Genomic DNA, 18137 nt, shown 5'->3' with positions numbered 1-18137 from the left:
CTGATCGAAGGAAAGGTTATGAGTCAGGTTGATACCAATACAAGCTGGGAATTCTTGCTGGATGAATATTTTTTCGTAAAGTATCTCCGTCCTCAAACGGAGTGGAGTTACCGAAAAGTAGTTAATGTTTTCAGAAAATATTATGGGATGGAACGCAAGCCATGTGAAATAACTCGCCGAGACGTTCAGCAGTGGCGGCGGCATGTTATTAACGTTGAGGGTTCATCGGCTAACACCTGGAATAATAAGGTGGCCCATATGCGTGCGATTATGAACTACGCAATGAAAGCTAACCACGTTCCTCAAACTGAAAACCCGTTCAATGAGGTTGTGGTTCCGGCGAACAAGAAGCGCAAAAAGACGCTTTCACGGCCCCAATTGACACGCGTTTATCTTTTGATGCAGCAGTATGCTGACTTGGATCATCAACTTTCAATAGCAGAGATGAAGCGCTGCGCACTGCATCCAGCTTGGTTTTGGATAGCCGTTTTAGATACGTTGCGCTATACCGGAATGCGCGTAAACCAATTAATACACATAAGATTAATGGATATTAATCTTGACGAGAATTGGATTGAATTACGTCTCGATGGTAGTAAAACACATAGAGAATGGCGTGTTCCAATTGTAGGCCCATTGAAGCCACATCTTCAAAACCTGGTAAGTCGGGCGGTACAGAATGGTGCAGAATCTGCAGACGCTATTTTTGACGTTAATAGATTTCTTTGGACCGAATTTGAAAGGGAGAATTTGCCTCCCGTTGCTACATTACAACCGGTTAAATCGTTTTTCCGTCGTTTGTCTAAGGAGTGCGGCTTTGCTGTTTCCCCGCATCGTTTTCGGCATACGCTCGCGACAGAACTGATGAAGTCTCCCGATCGTAACTTGCAAATGGTCAAAGGATTGCTGGGGCATCGAAGTATCACAACCACAATGGAATATATCGATATCAATCTTGAAGTTACTGGCCGGACTTTGGAATCCGAAGTAGGGCTTTATACCGATAAATCTCTTTAAGCCTCTAACGCAAGGCAGCGGTGCAATGCTGCCTTGGAGAGCTTGGTTGTGTAAGCCTGTCACTAAAATGACGTCGTTCCATTTCCATGCTTCATCGTCCAGTAGAGGCATAACGTAGCAACTCAACGTAAAGCCTGAGGCATGAGCGATGCGACGCGCAAGGCTCAATACTGAACGTTCCCCCGATCATGTATTAGCCTCTTCAATAAGGCGGCCATTCATACAAAGCGCTTCTTCGCCTGAACTCAGCATGACGTGGCAGCATACACCCAGGGCCCCTCTGACTTCATCTGGGGTAACATTAAGTTCATCAGCTATGACGCCCTTATCTGCTCTCCATGCAACTCACATAACCCGCTTATGAACCTGTCGATTCAATGTTAAAACACAGTATGTGAAATAAATACCATACTTAACAACAAGTTGATTTTTATCTAAAGGATTACGCAACACTTACCATCACGTATGAATTGCCTGAACCTTACGGACATCTACTTTTTGTTGCTGCACCAAATTATATATAATATATTATTGTAATTATCAAGTTATGTACTGATGCAGAATTTATTGAGTCAGAAGGAAAAATGTATAAATGATTTCAGCATCAAATACGGCTTCTAGCGCTATTCAGGCTTCGCCACTATCATCTGACATCCAGTGTAAACACTCTGAAATATCAGAAAATTATTACGACGCAGCATTTGAATCTTCAGTTCATGCATTGCCTGATGTGTGCGCACTATCCCTGCGCCTGCTGGATGACTTGCTACCACTTTCCGACAAAACGACTCCCCTCATGGTGCAACGCATCTTTGTGATGCAATCAGTGAAAATTTTCAATGAATTCCTGATCTTTAGGATTCATTCGCTCATAAACATCGAACGCTATTTGGACATGTTTTTGATGAGAATTTATTCATCAGTAAATGACAGGACTATTTTCGAAGAGCAGCAAAATACCATTATTCATTCACTGTCACTTGAAATAGATGATTATTGTCCTGACGCACGAAGCGTAAAGCGTATGGCTGCGCACAAAATGATTTTCGACGAGATATTCGCATCAAATAAAATCACTACCACACTTCTTAATTTTCTGGTTCATAAAAGTGATGAACTCCCCACCACCTCCATTGAAAAGCTATTGAATTTGCGCAAAGAAGCTGAACAAGTATTAGTCGAACACTCGCAGAAAAATAGGCTTATTCATCCAGGATGTTTAAGAAGCACAATTACAGAAATAAAAGAGACAGTTATCAAAATCAATGAAGTAATACTTTCAGACGTTCATCTTTCGAGTTAACCCTACAGATATTGCTTACAACTCGAAAAGCGTGGATCACCATGTAAAAAGAGGAAGTAATGATGAAAGAACAATTGTTGTCAGGAAAAATCGCTCTGGTAACGGGCAGCGGTCGTGGCATCGGAAGAGCCATCGCAGAACACCTGGCGAGCCTTGGCTGCTCCATTGCCATCCATGGCCGGAGGGAAAATGGTCCGTCCGAATATGGAGAAGGCGGGACCCTGCAGGATGTGGCATCCGAACTTAAAGAGACCTACGGGGTGAACGTCGAGAGTTTTCGTGCGGACCTCATTGATCCCTTAGAAACAACAAGACTGATTGCGAATATTGAAGAGAAGCTGGGCCCACTGGACTTCGCTATTCTCAACGCCGGTGGCGATATTGGCGCTCAAGGCGGTAAGCCCAGCCCAAATGATTGTGTAGGAATTCCGCCTGAAGACGTACAAGCCGTGATGAATAATAATTTCCTCTCGACGGTTTACACCTGTCAGGCAGTTGCCCGGGGAATGATTGAGCGCCGCGCAGGCGGCATCATTACCATCAGTTCGACAGCTGCATTTGTAAGCCAGGAACATGCCGCCATTTACTCCGCCTCAAAAGCCGCGGTCGTTCACTACACCAGATCGCTTGCCAGCCAACTGCGTCCCTATAACATAACGGTCAACTCCATCGCTCCAGGTGATACCCGAACCGCGCGATATCTTGCCACCCGCGATGTACCGAGTGAACGACTTGAAAACGGGACACTTGATCGTGTGGCTCAGGTTGGTGAAGTCAGCCGCGTAGTCGAATTTTTTGTTTCATCGCTTGGGGACTTCGTCAGCGGTCAGGTACTTCGTGTTGATGGTGCTGGCCAGTGCTGGCCTGCCTGATGTCAGGCAGGATTTGCGTCACACTATGACGTGAATCCCCGGGCAGAAACACATATCCCTGCCAGTCACGATAGCGCGGCCTCACACCTCCCGACAATTGACCGGTGTGGGATATGGCATCCATCCGCCAGTGCCTGGTTTATCTTGAGTAAGGTAACTTCATGAAAGATAGCGATTTGACGAATAATGATGATCGACAGACTGTTTTTGTCGTGGGTGGGTCCAGTGGAATCGGATTTGAAATAGCTAAAAAGTTTCTTTCCCTTGGCGCGACAGTGGCAATATCCGGCTCAAATTCTGACAAGTTATTAGCGGCAAAACGTGAACTTAACAATGAAAATGTTCATACTTATCAGCTTGATGTAACTGACAGAGAAAGCATTTCAAGTGCGGTTTCACAGCTACTCGCCGACCTTCATAAAATTGACGTATTCGTAAACAGCGCAGGCGTGAGCCATCAGGGTACGATACTTGATACCTCGGCTGATGCCTGGAACAAAGTTATCAATACCAATCTGAATGGTTTTTTCTATACAACTCAGTCCGTTGCGCAAAGCATGGTTAAACGGAAAAAAGGGAGAATCATCTTCCTCGCCTCCATATCGGGTCAGCAGGTCTGGTCAGGCCGCGCGGCATATTGCTCATCAAAAAGTGGCGTGATCGGACTGATGAAATCCTGTGCCATCGATCTGGCCCCTTATGGCATTACAGTGAACTCCGTATCCCCAGGACCAGTCGAAACGCCACTGACGGCAGCTGCTCATGGCGAAATCATCAAAGACAAAATCATCAGTAACACGCCGATGGCTCGTTATGCCCGTTCCGAAGAAATATCAGGCGCAGTGGCATTTCTGGCAAGTGATGAAGCCAGTTTTATAACTGGTCATGACCTGGTCATTGATGGCGGTTTGACGAGCGCCGCTATCCTCTATGACTTATCCAAAAATACCGTCTGAATGTTTGTTGCCGAGAAAATGCCCCTTAATACAAAGGGGCATTACTTTTATAATTCAAAGTTTTCTTTTAGATAGAGCGCAACGCCCTCTTCATCATTGGATCCAATGATTTCCATCTCTGGAAGAGCATCTTTAATACGCTGATGTGCATTACGCATCAGGCATCCTTTTCCTGCCACCTGCAGCATTTCTAAATCATTCATTCCATCGCCAAATGCTATGCACTTTTCCAGCGGAATTCCCAGCATTGCGGCGACATTACTTAGCGCATCCCCTTTAGACACTTTTCCATCCATGACTTCAAGTGTGGTGGGAAGCGAAAAAGTGACATTTACTCTGTTCCCCCAACGTTTTTTTATCTCATCTTCTAACAGGACAAGATGGTCATGATCTTTACAGGTAAAGTAAACTTTGGACACTCCCTCTGTCGTCAGATGATCGGCTTTGAATAATTTATAATTGAACACCGACTCCTGGAAAAATTCCTTTTGTTCTGGATTTTCTCTGTTAATAAACCACTCATTATCTGAATAAACGTTCGTATATATATTGGGATCGGAGTCTGCTATTTTAAAGAGACTTCTCGCGATGTCACCCTTGATGTTACGACTAAATATCAAATTGCCATCGATATCGTGTACACGTGCACCATTTGACGTGATCATGAAGGCATCTAAATCTAAACCTTTTTTTATTTGCCCGACATCAACATGGTGCCGGCCGGTTGCAAACACGAAATGATTACCTTTTTTATCAAGCATTTTCAATGTGTCACGCGTGTAAGGACGTATTGTGTGCTCTGGTGACAACAATGTGCCGTCCAGATCGGATGCAATCAAAGAATATTGATTCATGTTAACCCTGCCATAGTAAGTTTAAAGACGACCACATGATGATTTCGATTTTGGTAAGTAGAGAACAAGTATAATCCACGGGGTATAGATTTTTTATTGTGATGTGTTGCTGAATCGGAATGATTATTCATGGTAATATCTGAGCATAAACGGTATTCGGGAAGACTGGGATGCGAAGCAGAAAAACTATCAAAGAGATTGCTGCAATAACGGGATTTTCTACAGCGACAGTTGATCGTGTAATTAATGGCCGTGATGGCGTTAAAGATAACACGCGTAAGACAATTCTGCTGGCCGCCAGAGAATTGTCTTATAAAAACGTTGCTGTACGCTTGCCCGATGACGCATCCGGGAGAGTGATTAAAACTGCTGTCATTATCCCCGAAACCGATAACGAGCTTATCAATAAACTCAGCGCTACCATATCGGCCAAAGCTACTGGTGAACCGTATCTTGTAGTTGAGGAGTTTCGCTACAAAAATCTGGATAGCCAGGACCTGGTAAATGTCCTGACAAAAATCAGCGAGCTTGGTTTTGATGCGATAGGTCTTGTGGGGGTGGATGACCCCAAAGTCGCACATCTGATAAACAGGATTATCAGGAACGGCGTGAAGGTCATTACTCTGCTGAGCGTGATAAGCAGTATTACTCCGCTTACACACATCGGCATTAATGATAATGCTGCGGGCAGAACAGCTGGGCTGTTGATGATGAAGGCGAAGCCTGATCCTGCCGGAACCGTAGTGGTTTTTACAGGCAGTACGCAATACCAGGGGCATCTTCAGCGCGAGATAGGTTTCAGAGGAATACTTCGTGAATCCGGCATTAATGTCCGGGTTGCCGAGAGTTTTGAAACTCGCGAAGACCGAAGCCACACAACCGAAGTAGCGCTTGGCCAGCTCAAATCTGACAAAGAAATCACCGGAATTTATGTGATCGGTAGCGGCGCAGCTGAGATTGTTGATGCCTGCGATAGCATTGCACTGAGCCCTCGCCCGGTGATCGTCTGCCATGACATGACCGAAAGCGTTATGCATAAACTTTTTGCTGGAAAGGTCGACTACATTATTCACCAGGATCTCTTTGTAGAAGCCACTAACTTCATAAATGTCATCAGCAACATATATTGGGGAAAAGAGCCATTAACTGGCTCTCTTCCTGTTCGAATCAACATTGTCACCACAGAGAATATTTACAGCAGCGACTACTAAAGCCACAGGCAGGCTTCAGTCTGTAATAGCTTCTTTTGCTGCTTGTTTCTTTCCTGACGTCAGTTCCAGGCTGATCTCTTCCAGCGTACGATTGCGTGTTTCTGGCAGGTATTTCAGGGTCAGCAGGAAATACAGGCCGCAGAACACCGCATAGATAAAGAACGGGAAGCTGCCGTTAAACAACTGCCTCAACACAGGGCTGTCGTTCATCATCGGGAAAGTCTGCGCCACCATGAAGTTTGATACCCAGACGATTAAGACCGCAGCGGAGACCAGCCGGTCACGAAGATGGTTCGGGGCCATCTCGGGAAGCATGATCCAGAATATCGGGCCCACAAACGCGCTGAAGAAAACGATATAGGCCAGGATCAGCACAAGCATCCAGAGTGACGTCATGTGCAGGTAAATGAGCACTCCCAGCAGGCAGATACTTGCACCGCAGCCGGCTGTTCCTATCAGCAGTAGTTTACGTCTGCCTGACTGCTCTACGTATCGTAGAGCGATAAAGGTAGAAGAAAACAGCATGACGCCGATTGCGATTTGCTGCCAGAACGCATTCTCACCGCTAGCCAGGCCAATGCTCTCCAGTAACACATTCCCGTAATAGAGCACTGCATTTATGCCCGTAGAGTTGACCAGTACAGCTGTGCCAAACACGATCATTGTCAGGAATCTGTTCTCTTTGCTCAGAATGTTTACGCTCTTCTTGCGTTTGCCATTCTGACTGAACGACGAAATTATACCGCTGACAACATTCAGCGTTTCATTGTTTCCACCATGAACGCGGGCAATAACTTCACGGGCTTCCTCGATACGATTATTACGGATAAGCCAGTGTGGTGTTTCGGGGATGGTAAAAAGCGCGATGAAGAAGAACGCGGCCGGTATGCCCATTGAAGCAAACATCCAGCGCCAGGATGAATCAAGCGCCCAGACAGGGTCCGTGTTAGACAGCGCAATCACCGTATTGACGATGTAAACCACCATGATGCCACCTGCGATCATCAGCTGATAGATCCCCGTCATGCGTCCGCGGACCTCATGCGCTGATATTTCGCTGATGTAAACCGGAACCGTAAGTGAAGCCAGCCCTACGCCAAGACCGCCAACGATTCGGAACATCCAGAACATCGTAAAGTTAGGCGGAAGAGCAGTGCCTATGGCAGAGATAAGAATGAAGAGGGCCGCCACAATCAGGGCTTTTTTTCTGCCGAACTTGTTAATAACAAATCCGCCCGCAACTGCACCCACCATGCATCCAGCGAGGGCGCTCGATACGGCCCAGCCAACCTCAGCAGAGGTAAGACTGAAATAGGTCGTTAAATGCTTAATCGCACCGGCTATCACAGCGGTTTCATAGCCAAAAAGAAGCCCGCCAATCGAAGCAATCAGCGCTAACCGGAGATTTACTTTATTCATGATTTTTCTCACATTCGCTGTCAGGGCGAAGTAGATAAAGCGTTAGTAGGGAACAGAGTTAACGGCTAATCAGTTATCAGCAATTTTATTTCGCCCGATCACGGGATACTGCTCCAGGTCACAGATCGAACCGTTTACCGGATTGGAGTTATCCGATAACCAGAAGGCAACGTGGGAGGCAATTTCCAGTGGGGAAAGAATGGAGCCGCGCGGAGCAAAAACGGGTGAAATATGCTGATGCCAGTCGTCAGGACGGCCCAGATTTTTCTGCAGATCAATCTCGCTTTGGGTCAAAGTCCAGCCAACATTAAGCTGATTGATACGAAGTCCCTTTCCCGCATGGGCATCTGCGAGATTACGCGTCATAGTCTGCAAAGCCCCCTTGGAGATGGAGTAACACAGCAGATCAGGCTGTCCACAATAGGCATTAATGGAACCGATGTTCACCACCGTTAAGTCATTCCCTGCAACCTGAGTTTTTGCCATAAGGTCTTTGATCAGGAAAAGTGGCGCCCGCACATTAACGGCCATCATCGTATCAAACGAATCGAAGTCCACGTTGCTAAGGTCATTACGGGGAAAATAGGCGGCGTTATTGACGAGACCATGCACCGCGCCAAACTGCGCAAATGCAAAGTTCACTATTTCAGTGGTTGCTGCTTTATCGGAGAGATCAGCCGCAATCCAGCGGGTACTCTCTTCTCCAAGTCGCTGAGCGGATTCCTGTAGCAGTCTTGAATGCCGTTCAGTGGCGGTCAGGATAACCTTCCCTCCCTGGCGGATGATTTCTTCTGCGCTGGCATAGCCAATACCAGAATATGAACCTGTGACAATGTACGTTTTACCTTTAAGAGACATTTTATTTCCCCAGCATCAATTCATGTAAGAAGCCATAGACACTAAATGATGTATTTAAATCATTAAAACATGCTTTGCATGATTCAAATTGACCCCAAAACATGGTCACTCAACAACCTGCATTTGACGCTAATGTGATCTTAATCGCATATTCCAGGTCGTATTCTGCATAGGATGGCGTTTCCATCACACATAAAATGATGTATTTACATCATTAAGGGAGCTACAGATGATCGAACTTTATGGGAAACTCTGGTCACGGGAAGATCTTGAAAAGCGAACCGGCCAACTGGCCCAGATTGCAGGCATTCGCGAGGTAACTCTTCAGAACGGGCCGGAGCAAGGGGTGCGTGTACTTGAATTCAGATCCGGTTCCGGTCTTAGCTTCACCATCAACATTGACCGTGGATTCGATTTGGGTGAATGTTCCTGGGGCAGCTACAACCTTGGGTGGGTTTCAGCAACTGGGACCCGAAACCCGGCGCTGCATGAACATGATGGAGAGGGTGGATTCGGCTGGCTGCGCTCATTTTCAGGTATGAATGCCACCTGCGGACTTGATCAGAATCTCTTTCCTGCCACTGACGATGTAAGTCACTACAACTACCCTCCGCGCAAAGAAATGACACAACCGCTTCATGGACGGATTGCCAACTCTCCCGCCAGATTGCTGGGCTACGGAGAACGCTGGAATGAAGATGGCAGTTGCACGCTTTGGGCCCGGGGACTGGTTAAACAGGTTTCTGTATTTGCAGAAAACCTCTGGCTTTATCGCTCTGTTGAAGTTGATATGGGCACCGATCGCATCCGCCTGCATGACGAAGTCGTGAACATGGGTTTCAGCAAAACCACACACATGTTCCTGTATCACCTCAATTTCGGTTTCCCTCTACTTGATGCGGAAACAGAATATGTCGCACCTGTTGCTGACATCATCTGGGCGTCGCACAGCGAACAGTATGAAAACCAGGGCGTGGGCTACCGCGTACAGTCTGGTCCGCTCAAGAACTTCAGTGAACAGGTCTACGAGCATGACATGCGCGCAAATGCCGAAGGCAAAGTTCCGGTTATGCTGATTAACCGTGGACTTAACGGCGACAACGGGCTTGCGGTGAAAATTACCACTCACAAATCCCAATTCCCGTGCCAGTTCGAATGGCAGGCCCTTAGCGAAGGATGCTATGCGATTGGAATTGAACCCAGTACCCATCACGTACTTGGGAAAAATTTTGCCCGCCAGCGTGATGAAATACGTTGGCTGGAATACAGGGAAAGCTTCAGCTACGACCTGGAGATCGAGGTGATTCATCGCGCTTCAGCAATTCAGACCGAGGCCGAACTGATAAAAGCCATTATTCCTCAACCTGAAGTACGCTTCCCCGCGCCTAAAGAAAACTGGTTCTCGATTAAGGATTATTGCAAACCGGCGATATTCAGCGACAAGTGGTAATCGAAAAATGACATTCTGCGGCGTCTGACAAAATTGTTCATATCGCCGTGGGATGATAGAATATTATATATTTTGTTCAATTCTGGATGCCCCATATGCTGCAGCATGAAAGTATCAGCCACAAAGTCTACGATCTGCTGAAGCAGGAAATTATTTCAAACCAGCTTGAGCCAGGAGCCAGGCTGGTTGTCAGTCCCCTGAGTAAAAAGTATGGGGTCAGCAGCATTCCTGTTCGTGAAGCACTGTTCCGGCTGGCTGCGGAAAAGCTTATTTTACTTGAGCATAATAAAGGCTTTCGGGTCGCCGAAAAACCCGATCCACAGGACATCGTCCAGTGGCAGCAGGCACGTTTATTGATTGAACCCGCTATCGCAGATATGGTTCTGCAGAACATTACCGATAAAGAAATTGCATCACTGCGCGATTTAAATGTAGCGATGCGCTCACATCAGTACGGTCCCCATTATGAGCAGTACAGTTACTTTATCAACCTCAACGCAGAATTTCATCGCCAGATCGTTGTGGCAACACGTAATCAGCTCATTATCGAAATGTACGGCACACTGAATTACGGTCCACAGGTTGGTCGCTTCCATGAAGAAAGGGGTGTCCCGGATTTACAGCTTTTGTGTGATGAACACGATGAAATTATCGCGTCCATTGAACAGAAGGATGCGGCGTTGTATCAGAAGAAATCGGCGGACCATATTATCATGGGCTTTGACCGACAGATAACCTATAGCACCTCATCAAAGGGCAGTTGATTAAACAAAAGCCCTTTTTTCAATTTAATTAGCGCAGCTGGCTGGCTTCACGAGCTAACTGCGTAATTTTTTCATAATTTCCCGCCTTCAGTAAAGCAGGCGTTGCCAGCCACGAACCACCCACACACACGACGTTGGGCAGCGCAAGATAACGCCCTGCGCTCTCAGGTGTGATCCCCCCGGTAGGACAGAAACGTATACCCGCAAAAGGTCCGCCAACTGCGCTGATCGCTTTCACCCCCCCACTGGCCTCGGCCGGAAAGAACTTAAATTCACTTAACCCGGCATCCTTGCCCATCATCAGTTCTGATACCGTGCTGATACCCGGGATGTACGGGAGATCCGATTCTACAGCGCGATCGAGTAAGGCCAGCGTCAATCCAGGACTGATAATAAACTGAGATCCTGCAAGTTGAGCATCAGCAAACTGTTGCTTATTTGTCACGGTTCCGGCACCGACAATTGCATCCGGTACAGCGGCACTGATCCGGGCAATAGCGTCCAGCGCACAATGTGTACGAAGCGTCACCTCCAGCACTCTGACACCTCCTGAGACCAGCGCTTTCGCAAGTGGAACTGCATCATTTACATCATTAATAACCAGAACAGGGATCACCGGCCCGCACTGCAATACCTGCAGTGCACTTAATTTTGCGCTTGTCATATTTTGTCCTTCAATCATGAATTAAACAGGCATCGCGGATCTGGGAATAATGGCGCCCCGGTGCCGAATGACGGTCCCGGCCAGCTGATGCCCTTTCTTCGCAGAACGCTCTGAATTGCTACCGATTAGCCGCTGTGCCAGGTATCCAGCACTGAATGAGTCGCCAGCTGCAGTTGTATCAACAATGTCTTCGGTGGCGATTTTCAAAGCGGGAACTTCAGTGCTAATCTTCCCTTTTGTTATAAGGCATGACTCGCTACCGCGTTTAATAACCACTTCACTGACACCCGCCTGCAGGCAACGTTTCTCCAGTTCATTAAGGCTGCTTGTTCCCCACAGCGCTATTTCATCGTCAAAAGTCAGAAATGCTATATCGGTTAGCGAAAGCATCTGGGTGTAAGCGGTTTGAGCCTGATGTGAGGAAGGCCACAGGCGAGGGCGATAATTATTATCGAAACAGATTTTTCCTCCTGAGCGCCGGCATTTCCCCAGAACTGAAAACAGCTTCTCCCTGGATTCCGGATCCAGTATGGCCAGAGTAATTCCGCTCAGGTAAATGACGTCATAATCAGACAGGCTACGGGCAATCGCCTCACCTTCAGCAGTTTTGAGCCAGTATCTTGCAGCTGACTCTCCCCGCCAGTAGTGGAAAGTTCGTTCGCCCTTTGCATCAGTTTCAATGTAATACATCCCGGGCAGGTGGCTATCCGAGACCAGAACTTTCGACGTATCGAGTCCCTCTGACTGCCAGAATTTAATCATTGCCTGACTGAAAGGGTCAGTTCCCAGGCCCGTCACATAGCTTATGGTTACCTGTTCAGGTTCCAGCAGCCTTGAAAGATAGACGGCCGTATTGAGCGTATCTCCGCCAAAATCCTGGCTGATCCCCCCGTTCTGGCTGGACAATTCGACCATGCATTCGCCGATCACAGCAATCTTCATCATTCTTTCCTGCATTAGACTTGAACAGTCTCCGATCAAGCAGACTGTTCATAACGTTATGGACGATACCTGGCGTGGTTATTTTTCACATCTGACAGAATTTCTGAAGATTGCCTGTTTTCCGCCAGGCCACGGCGAATAATCGCTGATGAGGTATCCTGGAAAGGTATGTATCCATGATATTTGGGACGTACATAAGCATTTGAGACAGTGTCAAATGTGTTACTGAAGAAGCCTTGGGTAAGGTCATTGGCTCTGTCGTACTGCCAGGCGGCAGCATTTGATGGTTGCCCTCCGCTTTCAACGACCAGTGAGCGCTGAACCTCGTCAGACACATAACGCATAATGTGCTCGATGAGAGCCGGTTCAGGTTCACAATTGACTGACACTGCGAGTCCAGTCCCTCCCAGTACTGAACCTCTCAGTGCCGGGTTACCACAATGTGGGATGTCGGTGAACAGCACCATACGCCCTGTGGTTGGGGAAGAGTAATTCACATATCCAAAGATTGCCGGGCAAAGATCGAAGGTTCCTTTCGCCATTTCATCAAGTAACCCGATAGGGTTCAGATCGATGAGGTCTTTTTGCTGCCTCAGGAAAATATCATTCATCATATCCAGCGCCCTGATCCCGATTTGCGGCTCCAGAACAAACTCATTTCCCTCAAAAAGCGTTCCACCCAGCGACTGACAGATGGAGTAAAACGTCAGTAATGCATGTGGTCCACCCAGTGACAGTGCCACACGTCCCGGATTTGACCACGCATAAAGCTGAACGGCATTCCAGGTCAGCGGGATGGCATCTGAAGCATCCCCTGCGACAGCGCAGACCTGTGAAGCGGCGTCAATCGGGATCGCCCAATGCTGACCCTTGTAGCAGTAACTTTCGAACGAAGATCCCATGGAACTCTGCTTCAGGAAACGCATCTGTTCTGCACTCAGAAAATCCTCCAGTGGACGCAGACACTTCTCTTCAGCCGCTTCTCCTATCCCCGGATTATCAACGATGAGCAGATCATACGTCTCGGCCAGTTCATTGATCGGATGAGATTCAAATCCTTCAAGCTTCTGGATACTCCACTCAACAGTCGCGCTCTTATCTGCTTCAGCCCATGCCTGAAGCGGTTTGTAACCACGTGGGTGGTCCCATGTTAAGCCTTTGAAAACCTTCATTTTTAAATCCTTAGATTTCAACCAGATAGCCAATAACTGCGTCAATACTAACTATTCAACCCGATCCAAATTACGATCTCTCTCACAGATTTTTAAATATTATATATAATATCGAAAAATTTAGGCTTAGATTGTGTCCATCAACCTTCGCCACAGACGATGGCGATGTCTCGGAGAGCAAGAGGTAGAAATATGTCAATTCTTAAAGGTTATCGGGTGTTAGATTGTTCAATCGCTATGGCCGGACCATTTGCCGCCCTGCGCATGGGGGACATGGGAGCAGACGTCATTAAAGTGGAGCCGACTACGGGTGAATGGCAACGCCATACCTCAGCGGGTGCGGCTTATGGCAATGTGATCAACACCTCTTTCCTGTCGCTTAACCGCAACAAGCGGAGTCTGGCTGTAAACCTTAAAGATGAAGAAGGTAAGGCTCTGCTTTATAAGCTGGTCGAGACTGCTGATGTTTTCATTCAGAACTACCGTCCCGGTGTGGCGGCTCGTCTCGGTGTCGACTATGAAACACTGAAGCAAATTAAGCCTGACCTGGTTTATGTATCCATGTCTGGTTACGGCGAAACAGGCCCATATTCCAAACGCCCAGGTCAGGATCTACTGCTGCAGTCCCTGAGTGGGGCAATGATGAGCACTGGTGCTGCGGGTACTCCACCGCAACCAGCGGGTCAGTATCTGGTTGACGCTATCACTGCTTACACTGCGTTCGAGGGTGCTCTTGCTGCTCTGCTTCACCGTGAACGTACCGGTGAAGGTCAGCTGGTGCAGATCAACATGCTCGATGCGATCATTGCCAATCAGATGCAGGAAATGACGGTATTCACACAAGGCCTGAAACCTCAGCGCCGCAGCGAAGAACCACATGGTCACTGCTATATTCGTGCACCTTATGGCGTGTTTAAAACGGCCGACAGCTACATCACGCTGGTCACGCCGCATCTTCCTACGCTTGGAAAAATTCTGAACGTGCCTGAATTTGAAACCATGGAGGACGAGGTGGATGGCCACACGCTTCCGCAGCGTGATTTCATCTTCCGGGTGACTCGCGAGAAGCTGCTTGAGCGCACAACCAAGGAATGGCGCGATGTCTTCGATGCTGAGGGATTGTGGAGCAGCGAAGTAAATGGTTATGAAGAGGTCGTAAAAGATCCTCAGGTTATTCATAACGAGACATTTGTCGAGTATGACCATCCAAGCGAAGGCAGAGTTAAAACGCCAGGATTTGCGATTAAATTCAGCAAAACTCCTTGTTCCATCCAGCGCCCTACGCCGTTCGTTGGCCAGCACACGGATGAGATCCTGTCCGAGCTGGGTTATTCCGACCAGCAGATCGCAGCCCTGAAAGAAACAAATACAGTCACCCGTACAAATGGGGAAAAACTCAATGGCTGACCTGAATTTTGAAATCGACGACAACGTCCAGTTTTCACTGGATAACTATGTCGCCACCATTACGCTGAATCGACCCGAAAAGCTGAATGCAGTGACGCCGGCGATGTCCGTCAGCATCACGCGCCTTGCAGCATTCTGTAATGAATCAGCTGACGTTCGCGCGGTGATACTGACCGCGAATGGCCCAAAGGCTTTTTGCTGCGGCAGTGATATTAAAGAACTGGACAGCTATCAGTCTCCGTGGGCGCATCGCATGAAGCATGACCATTGTGATGCAATCGCCGAGATCAACAAGCCGACAGTTTGCGCAATCAATGGATATGCACTGGGCGGCGGCCTTGAGCTTGCACTTTGCTGTGATATCCGCGTCAGCACTGCCAATGCGTTATTTGGCGCTCCGGAGATCAAGCTGGGTTGGGTTGGTGGCGGTGGTATGGCTGTATACCTCAACAAAACGATTGGAGCTTCACGCGCGTCTCGCATGCTGTACACCGGTGATCCCATCGATGCAGCTAAAGGCCTTGAGTGGGGCATCGTGGATGAAGTGTTTGATTCTGCAGATATGATGCTGACCTCAGTAAAAGAGTTGGCAGCAACAATTGCATCGCGTCCGCCGATCGCCGCGCAGACTGCCAAGCTAAACATGCGTGCAGCCGTCAATATGCCGCTGGATCAGGCCGTCCGCTATGAGCGCGATCTCCGCACAATCTGCTTCTACACTGACGATGCCCGCGAAGGCAAAGCCGCCTTTAAAGAAAAACGTTCGCCGCACTTCCGCGGCGAATAATACCCCCGCAGGGAGTCTGGTTCACTCCCCCTCCCTGCAAATCACAACACGTACCATCTTATTATCCGACACCCTAATCATCATCGGTGATGAGGACCCTCTACAGCCATAAAAAGGGGAAAACCCTATGAGTACGAAAAAACAAAATACCAGGCGTTCAATGAAAACAGTAGCAGCTGCAACCCTGGTCGGTTCAGCTTTGGAGTGGTTTGACTACTTCCTGTACGGCACCGCTGCCGCACTCGTATTTAATGAAATCATGTTCCCTAAAGGACATGAATTCGTATCCACTTTACTTGCGTTTTCTACTCTGGCACTCGGCTTCGTGGTTCGCCCGTTCGGCGCAATTTATTTCGGGCAGCTGGGTGATAAAATTGGCCGCAAAAAAGTTCTCGTTATTACGTTACTGATAATGGGGTTTGCCACAACGCTCATTGGATTAGTGCCGACGTATGAATCGGTAGGTGTATGGGCACCAATTATGCTGGTCGTGCTTCGCCTGATTCAGGGATTCGGAGCCGGAGCCGAATTTGGTGGAGCTGCAATTCTGAGTGCAGAAAGCGCACCAGCAAATCGTCGTGGCTTTTACTCATCTTTTCCGGGAGTTGGAGTTTATATTGGCCTGCTTCTGTCAGCTGCCACATTTACCATTTTGACTCAGTTGCCAAAAGAAATATTCTTCGGCTGGGCATGGCGCATACCATTTCTTTTTAGTGCACTTTTGGTTGTGGTAGCACTGGTCATTCGCCTTCGTATTTCTGAAACAGAAGCGTTTGAAAAACTCTCTGAAACTGAAAGTGTCAGCAAAAGCCCGCTTCGCGATCTGGTCCGTACTGAGAGGCGCAGTCTGTTTATCGTTGCTGGTGCTCAAGTTGCACAGAGTGGAGTAGCCTATGTGTATCAGACTTTCGTGATTGCTTACATTGTAGGCACTTTGCATATGGCTCCGTCCGTTGGGCCACTTGCAGTAGCTGTAGCTGCCGCAGTAGCGATGTTTACTACCCCAATGTTTGGTGCGCTCTCAGATCGTGTTGGTCGCCGGGCGGTTTATCTCTTTGGTGCTATCTTTTCAGCACTTTTTGCCTTCCCGTTTTTCTGGCTGGTCAATACCGGGACTACGTGGGGGGTTATCACTGCAATGACTCTGGGAGTTGGAGTGGGTGTGGCATCCATGCTTGGCACTCAGGGAGCATTCTTCTCTGAGGTATTTCCTTCCAAAGTTCGCTTCAGCGGTTTGTCACTGGGCAGAGAAATCAGTGCGGCAGCATCGGGAGGTATCGCGCCTCTGGCAGCAGTGATCTTCTCCGGAATGACTGGCGGGCAAACATGGCCGGTGGCATGCCTTGCTATGGGAATGAGTCTGATCACCTTAATTGCGGTCGCCAGCGCTCGTGAAACATATAATCTTGATCTGACTCAATTTGCTGACTCATCCGATAATGTTCAGAATCTTGGCAAAGACGCGGATAGTGAAGGCTTTAACCACTCTCATAATACCCGACTTGGCTAATGCAAACCTGACAACCGTTCATTCAGTCGTCATCTGAGATCGTTGTTAAAATTTGAAGCTCCAAAAAAAGAAACCAGGTAAAAACCTGGTTTCTTTTTCATTTCCTGCGGTAGCAACTGCAATAGCACCTACCGACGGGAAGCCCTATCCTCAGAATGATTGGCATGAAGGGTGATCTGCCGGTTTCATTAAAACCTTCCAGCTAGCACCTATCGTCGTTCAGGATCTCAACGTTAGAGGATCTGCATAAAAACTATCTGAGTAAAAGGAGTGATTTTTTCCAAGAGATTTATTACCAAGATGCAATGTTATCATAATTAATTAGCAATTCTTATGTTGATAACAATATCGTTTGGGAGATAGCATCAAAAGTGTCGAATATTCGTTGGTTTGAGTTTAATGGGAATAATCTGAGAAGTTATTATGAAAGCATGACGTCGAACATTTTTAGCAATATCTCTAAATGGTTGACAATGCTGCGACAGCCGCAACTAAAATTGAAAATACAATTTGCAAACAAAAAACATGAGTTATCTCTGCTGCTAGAGAACTCTATTTACATGATCTCGTCATTAAATTGAAAAAAAGAAAACTAAAGATGGCACAACCTATTTTAAAATTATCGCAGCATATGGTAATAATAAATTATTCGGCGATGCTGACATTCACAAATAAACATTAGAGGATAGCAGAAGATATTATGATCACATCAGCTTTCTAAGTATCACCATCAAGGATTGATGATCATACAGTGGAGAAGTCATTGCACTGACTGTTGATGGGGTAGTTGGCCTGGGTGTTTTCCAATGCAATAATTTGCAGGCGGTTCTGGCAATCAAAAGTTGACATAACACATCAGCACTGCAATGATTTTAACCCAACGAGAAAAGGGCACCAGCAGCAACTGGTACCCTTTCTTGAAGGCTTTAACGTTCAACCTTGGATGATGCA

General features: G+C 47.5%; 16 protein-coding genes. 10 read left to right on the top strand and 6 right to left on the bottom strand.

What is annotated here, in order from left to right; translation table 11 throughout:
* Nucleotides 1-18: 18 nt before the first annotated feature.
* From F3J37_RS11725 to F3J37_RS11710, 4 genes are all read left to right on the top strand, one after another.
* Nucleotides 19-1017: a tyrosine-type recombinase/integrase gene (locus F3J37_RS11725; protein ID WP_166933536.1), complete on the top strand. Its 999-nt coding sequence runs from the start codon at nucleotides 19-21 to the stop codon at nucleotides 1015-1017.
* 592 nt (nucleotides 1018-1609) lie between these two features.
* Nucleotides 1610-2320 carry a hypothetical protein gene (locus F3J37_RS11720; RefSeq protein WP_166933534.1) on the top strand — a complete coding sequence of 237 codons (711 nt, stop codon included), beginning with the start codon at nucleotides 1610-1612 and terminating at the stop codon, nucleotides 2318-2320.
* A gap of 62 nt (nucleotides 2321-2382) precedes the next feature.
* On the top strand, nucleotides 2383-3192 hold the full coding sequence (locus F3J37_RS11715; protein ID WP_205298919.1) for an SDR family NAD(P)-dependent oxidoreductase: 810 nt from the start codon (nucleotides 2383-2385) through the stop codon (nucleotides 3190-3192).
* 161 nt (nucleotides 3193-3353) lie between these two features.
* Nucleotides 3354-4148, top strand: coding sequence for an SDR family NAD(P)-dependent oxidoreductase (locus tag F3J37_RS11710; RefSeq protein ID WP_166933530.1), 795 nt, complete (start codon nucleotides 3354-3356; stop codon nucleotides 4146-4148).
* Nucleotides 4149-4195: 47 nt separating this feature from the next.
* Here the strand turns inward: F3J37_RS11710 and yigL are convergent, their stop codons facing one another.
* Nucleotides 4196-5002, bottom strand: coding sequence for a sugar/pyridoxal phosphate phosphatase YigL (yigL, locus tag F3J37_RS11705; protein ID WP_166933528.1), 807 nt, complete (start codon nucleotides 5000-5002; stop codon nucleotides 4196-4198).
* Between the two features lie 170 nt (nucleotides 5003-5172).
* Here yigL and F3J37_RS11700 point away from each other — a divergent pair, with 170 nt between their 5' ends.
* Nucleotides 5173-6213, top strand: a complete 1041-nt coding sequence (locus tag F3J37_RS11700; protein ID WP_166933526.1) for a LacI family DNA-binding transcriptional regulator — start codon at nucleotides 5173-5175, stop codon at nucleotides 6211-6213.
* A gap of 15 nt (nucleotides 6214-6228) precedes the next feature.
* Here the strand turns inward: F3J37_RS11700 and F3J37_RS11695 are convergent, their stop codons facing one another.
* Nucleotides 6229-7632, bottom strand: a complete 1404-nt coding sequence (locus F3J37_RS11695; RefSeq protein WP_166933524.1) for a sugar porter family MFS transporter — start codon at nucleotides 7630-7632, stop codon at nucleotides 6229-6231.
* A gap of 69 nt (nucleotides 7633-7701) precedes the next feature.
* Entirely contained in the window at nucleotides 7702-8490 is a 789-nt protein-coding gene (locus tag F3J37_RS11690) for an SDR family oxidoreductase (RefSeq protein ID WP_166933522.1), read from the bottom strand.
* A gap of 229 nt (nucleotides 8491-8719) precedes the next feature.
* On the opposite strand from F3J37_RS11690, the gene F3J37_RS11685 reads away from it, so the two are divergent.
* Nucleotides 8720-9940 (top strand): aldose 1-epimerase family protein, encoded by a 1221-nt coding sequence (locus F3J37_RS11685; protein WP_166933520.1) that lies wholly within the window; start codon nucleotides 8720-8722, stop codon nucleotides 9938-9940.
* 95 nt (nucleotides 9941-10035) lie between these two features.
* Complete coding sequence (locus F3J37_RS11680) at nucleotides 10036-10704, top strand: GntR family transcriptional regulator (protein ID WP_166933518.1); 669 nt, start codon at nucleotides 10036-10038, stop codon at nucleotides 10702-10704.
* A 28-nt stretch (nucleotides 10705-10732) separates the two neighbouring features.
* On the opposite strand, the gene F3J37_RS11675 is transcribed toward F3J37_RS11680, so the two are convergent.
* From F3J37_RS11675 to F3J37_RS11665, 3 genes are read right to left on the bottom strand one after another with little or no spacing between them, the layout of a single operon-like run.
* Nucleotides 10733-11368, bottom strand: coding sequence for a bifunctional 4-hydroxy-2-oxoglutarate aldolase/2-dehydro-3-deoxy-phosphogluconate aldolase (locus F3J37_RS11675; protein ID WP_166933516.1), 636 nt, complete (start codon nucleotides 11366-11368; stop codon nucleotides 10733-10735).
* A 21-nt stretch (nucleotides 11369-11389) separates the two neighbouring features.
* Nucleotides 11390-12310, bottom strand: coding sequence for a 2-dehydro-3-deoxygluconokinase (gene kdgK, locus F3J37_RS11670; protein WP_304623230.1), 921 nt, complete (start codon nucleotides 12308-12310; stop codon nucleotides 11390-11392).
* 56 nt (nucleotides 12311-12366) lie between these two features.
* Nucleotides 12367-13482: a type 2 periplasmic-binding domain-containing protein gene (locus tag F3J37_RS11665; RefSeq protein WP_166933512.1), complete on the bottom strand. Its 1116-nt coding sequence runs from the start codon at nucleotides 13480-13482 to the stop codon at nucleotides 12367-12369.
* 192 nt (nucleotides 13483-13674) lie between these two features.
* On the opposite strand from F3J37_RS11665, the gene F3J37_RS11660 reads away from it, so the two are divergent.
* The 3 genes from F3J37_RS11660 (at nucleotide 13675) to F3J37_RS11650 (ending at nucleotide 17186) form a co-directional block, all read left to right on the top strand.
* Nucleotides 13675-14889 (top strand): CaiB/BaiF CoA transferase family protein, encoded by a 1215-nt coding sequence (locus F3J37_RS11660; RefSeq protein WP_166933510.1) that lies wholly within the window; start codon nucleotides 13675-13677, stop codon nucleotides 14887-14889.
* Complete coding sequence (locus F3J37_RS11655; protein ID WP_205298918.1) at nucleotides 14882-15676, top strand: enoyl-CoA hydratase/isomerase family protein; 795 nt, start codon at nucleotides 14882-14884, stop codon at nucleotides 15674-15676. The genes F3J37_RS11660 and F3J37_RS11655 overlap by 8 nt, the downstream gene beginning before the upstream one ends.
* A 127-nt stretch (nucleotides 15677-15803) precedes the next feature.
* Entirely contained in the window at nucleotides 15804-17186 is a 1383-nt protein-coding gene (locus F3J37_RS11650; RefSeq protein WP_166933508.1) for an MFS transporter, read from the top strand.
* Nucleotides 17187-18137 lie beyond the last annotated feature (951 nt).

It is taken from the genome of Candidatus Pantoea communis, assembly GCF_011752685.1.
Taxonomy (GTDB): Bacteria; Pseudomonadota; Gammaproteobacteria; order Enterobacterales; family Enterobacteriaceae; genus Pantoea; species Pantoea communis.
This window is presented reverse-complemented; position numbering and strand designations above follow the sequence as displayed.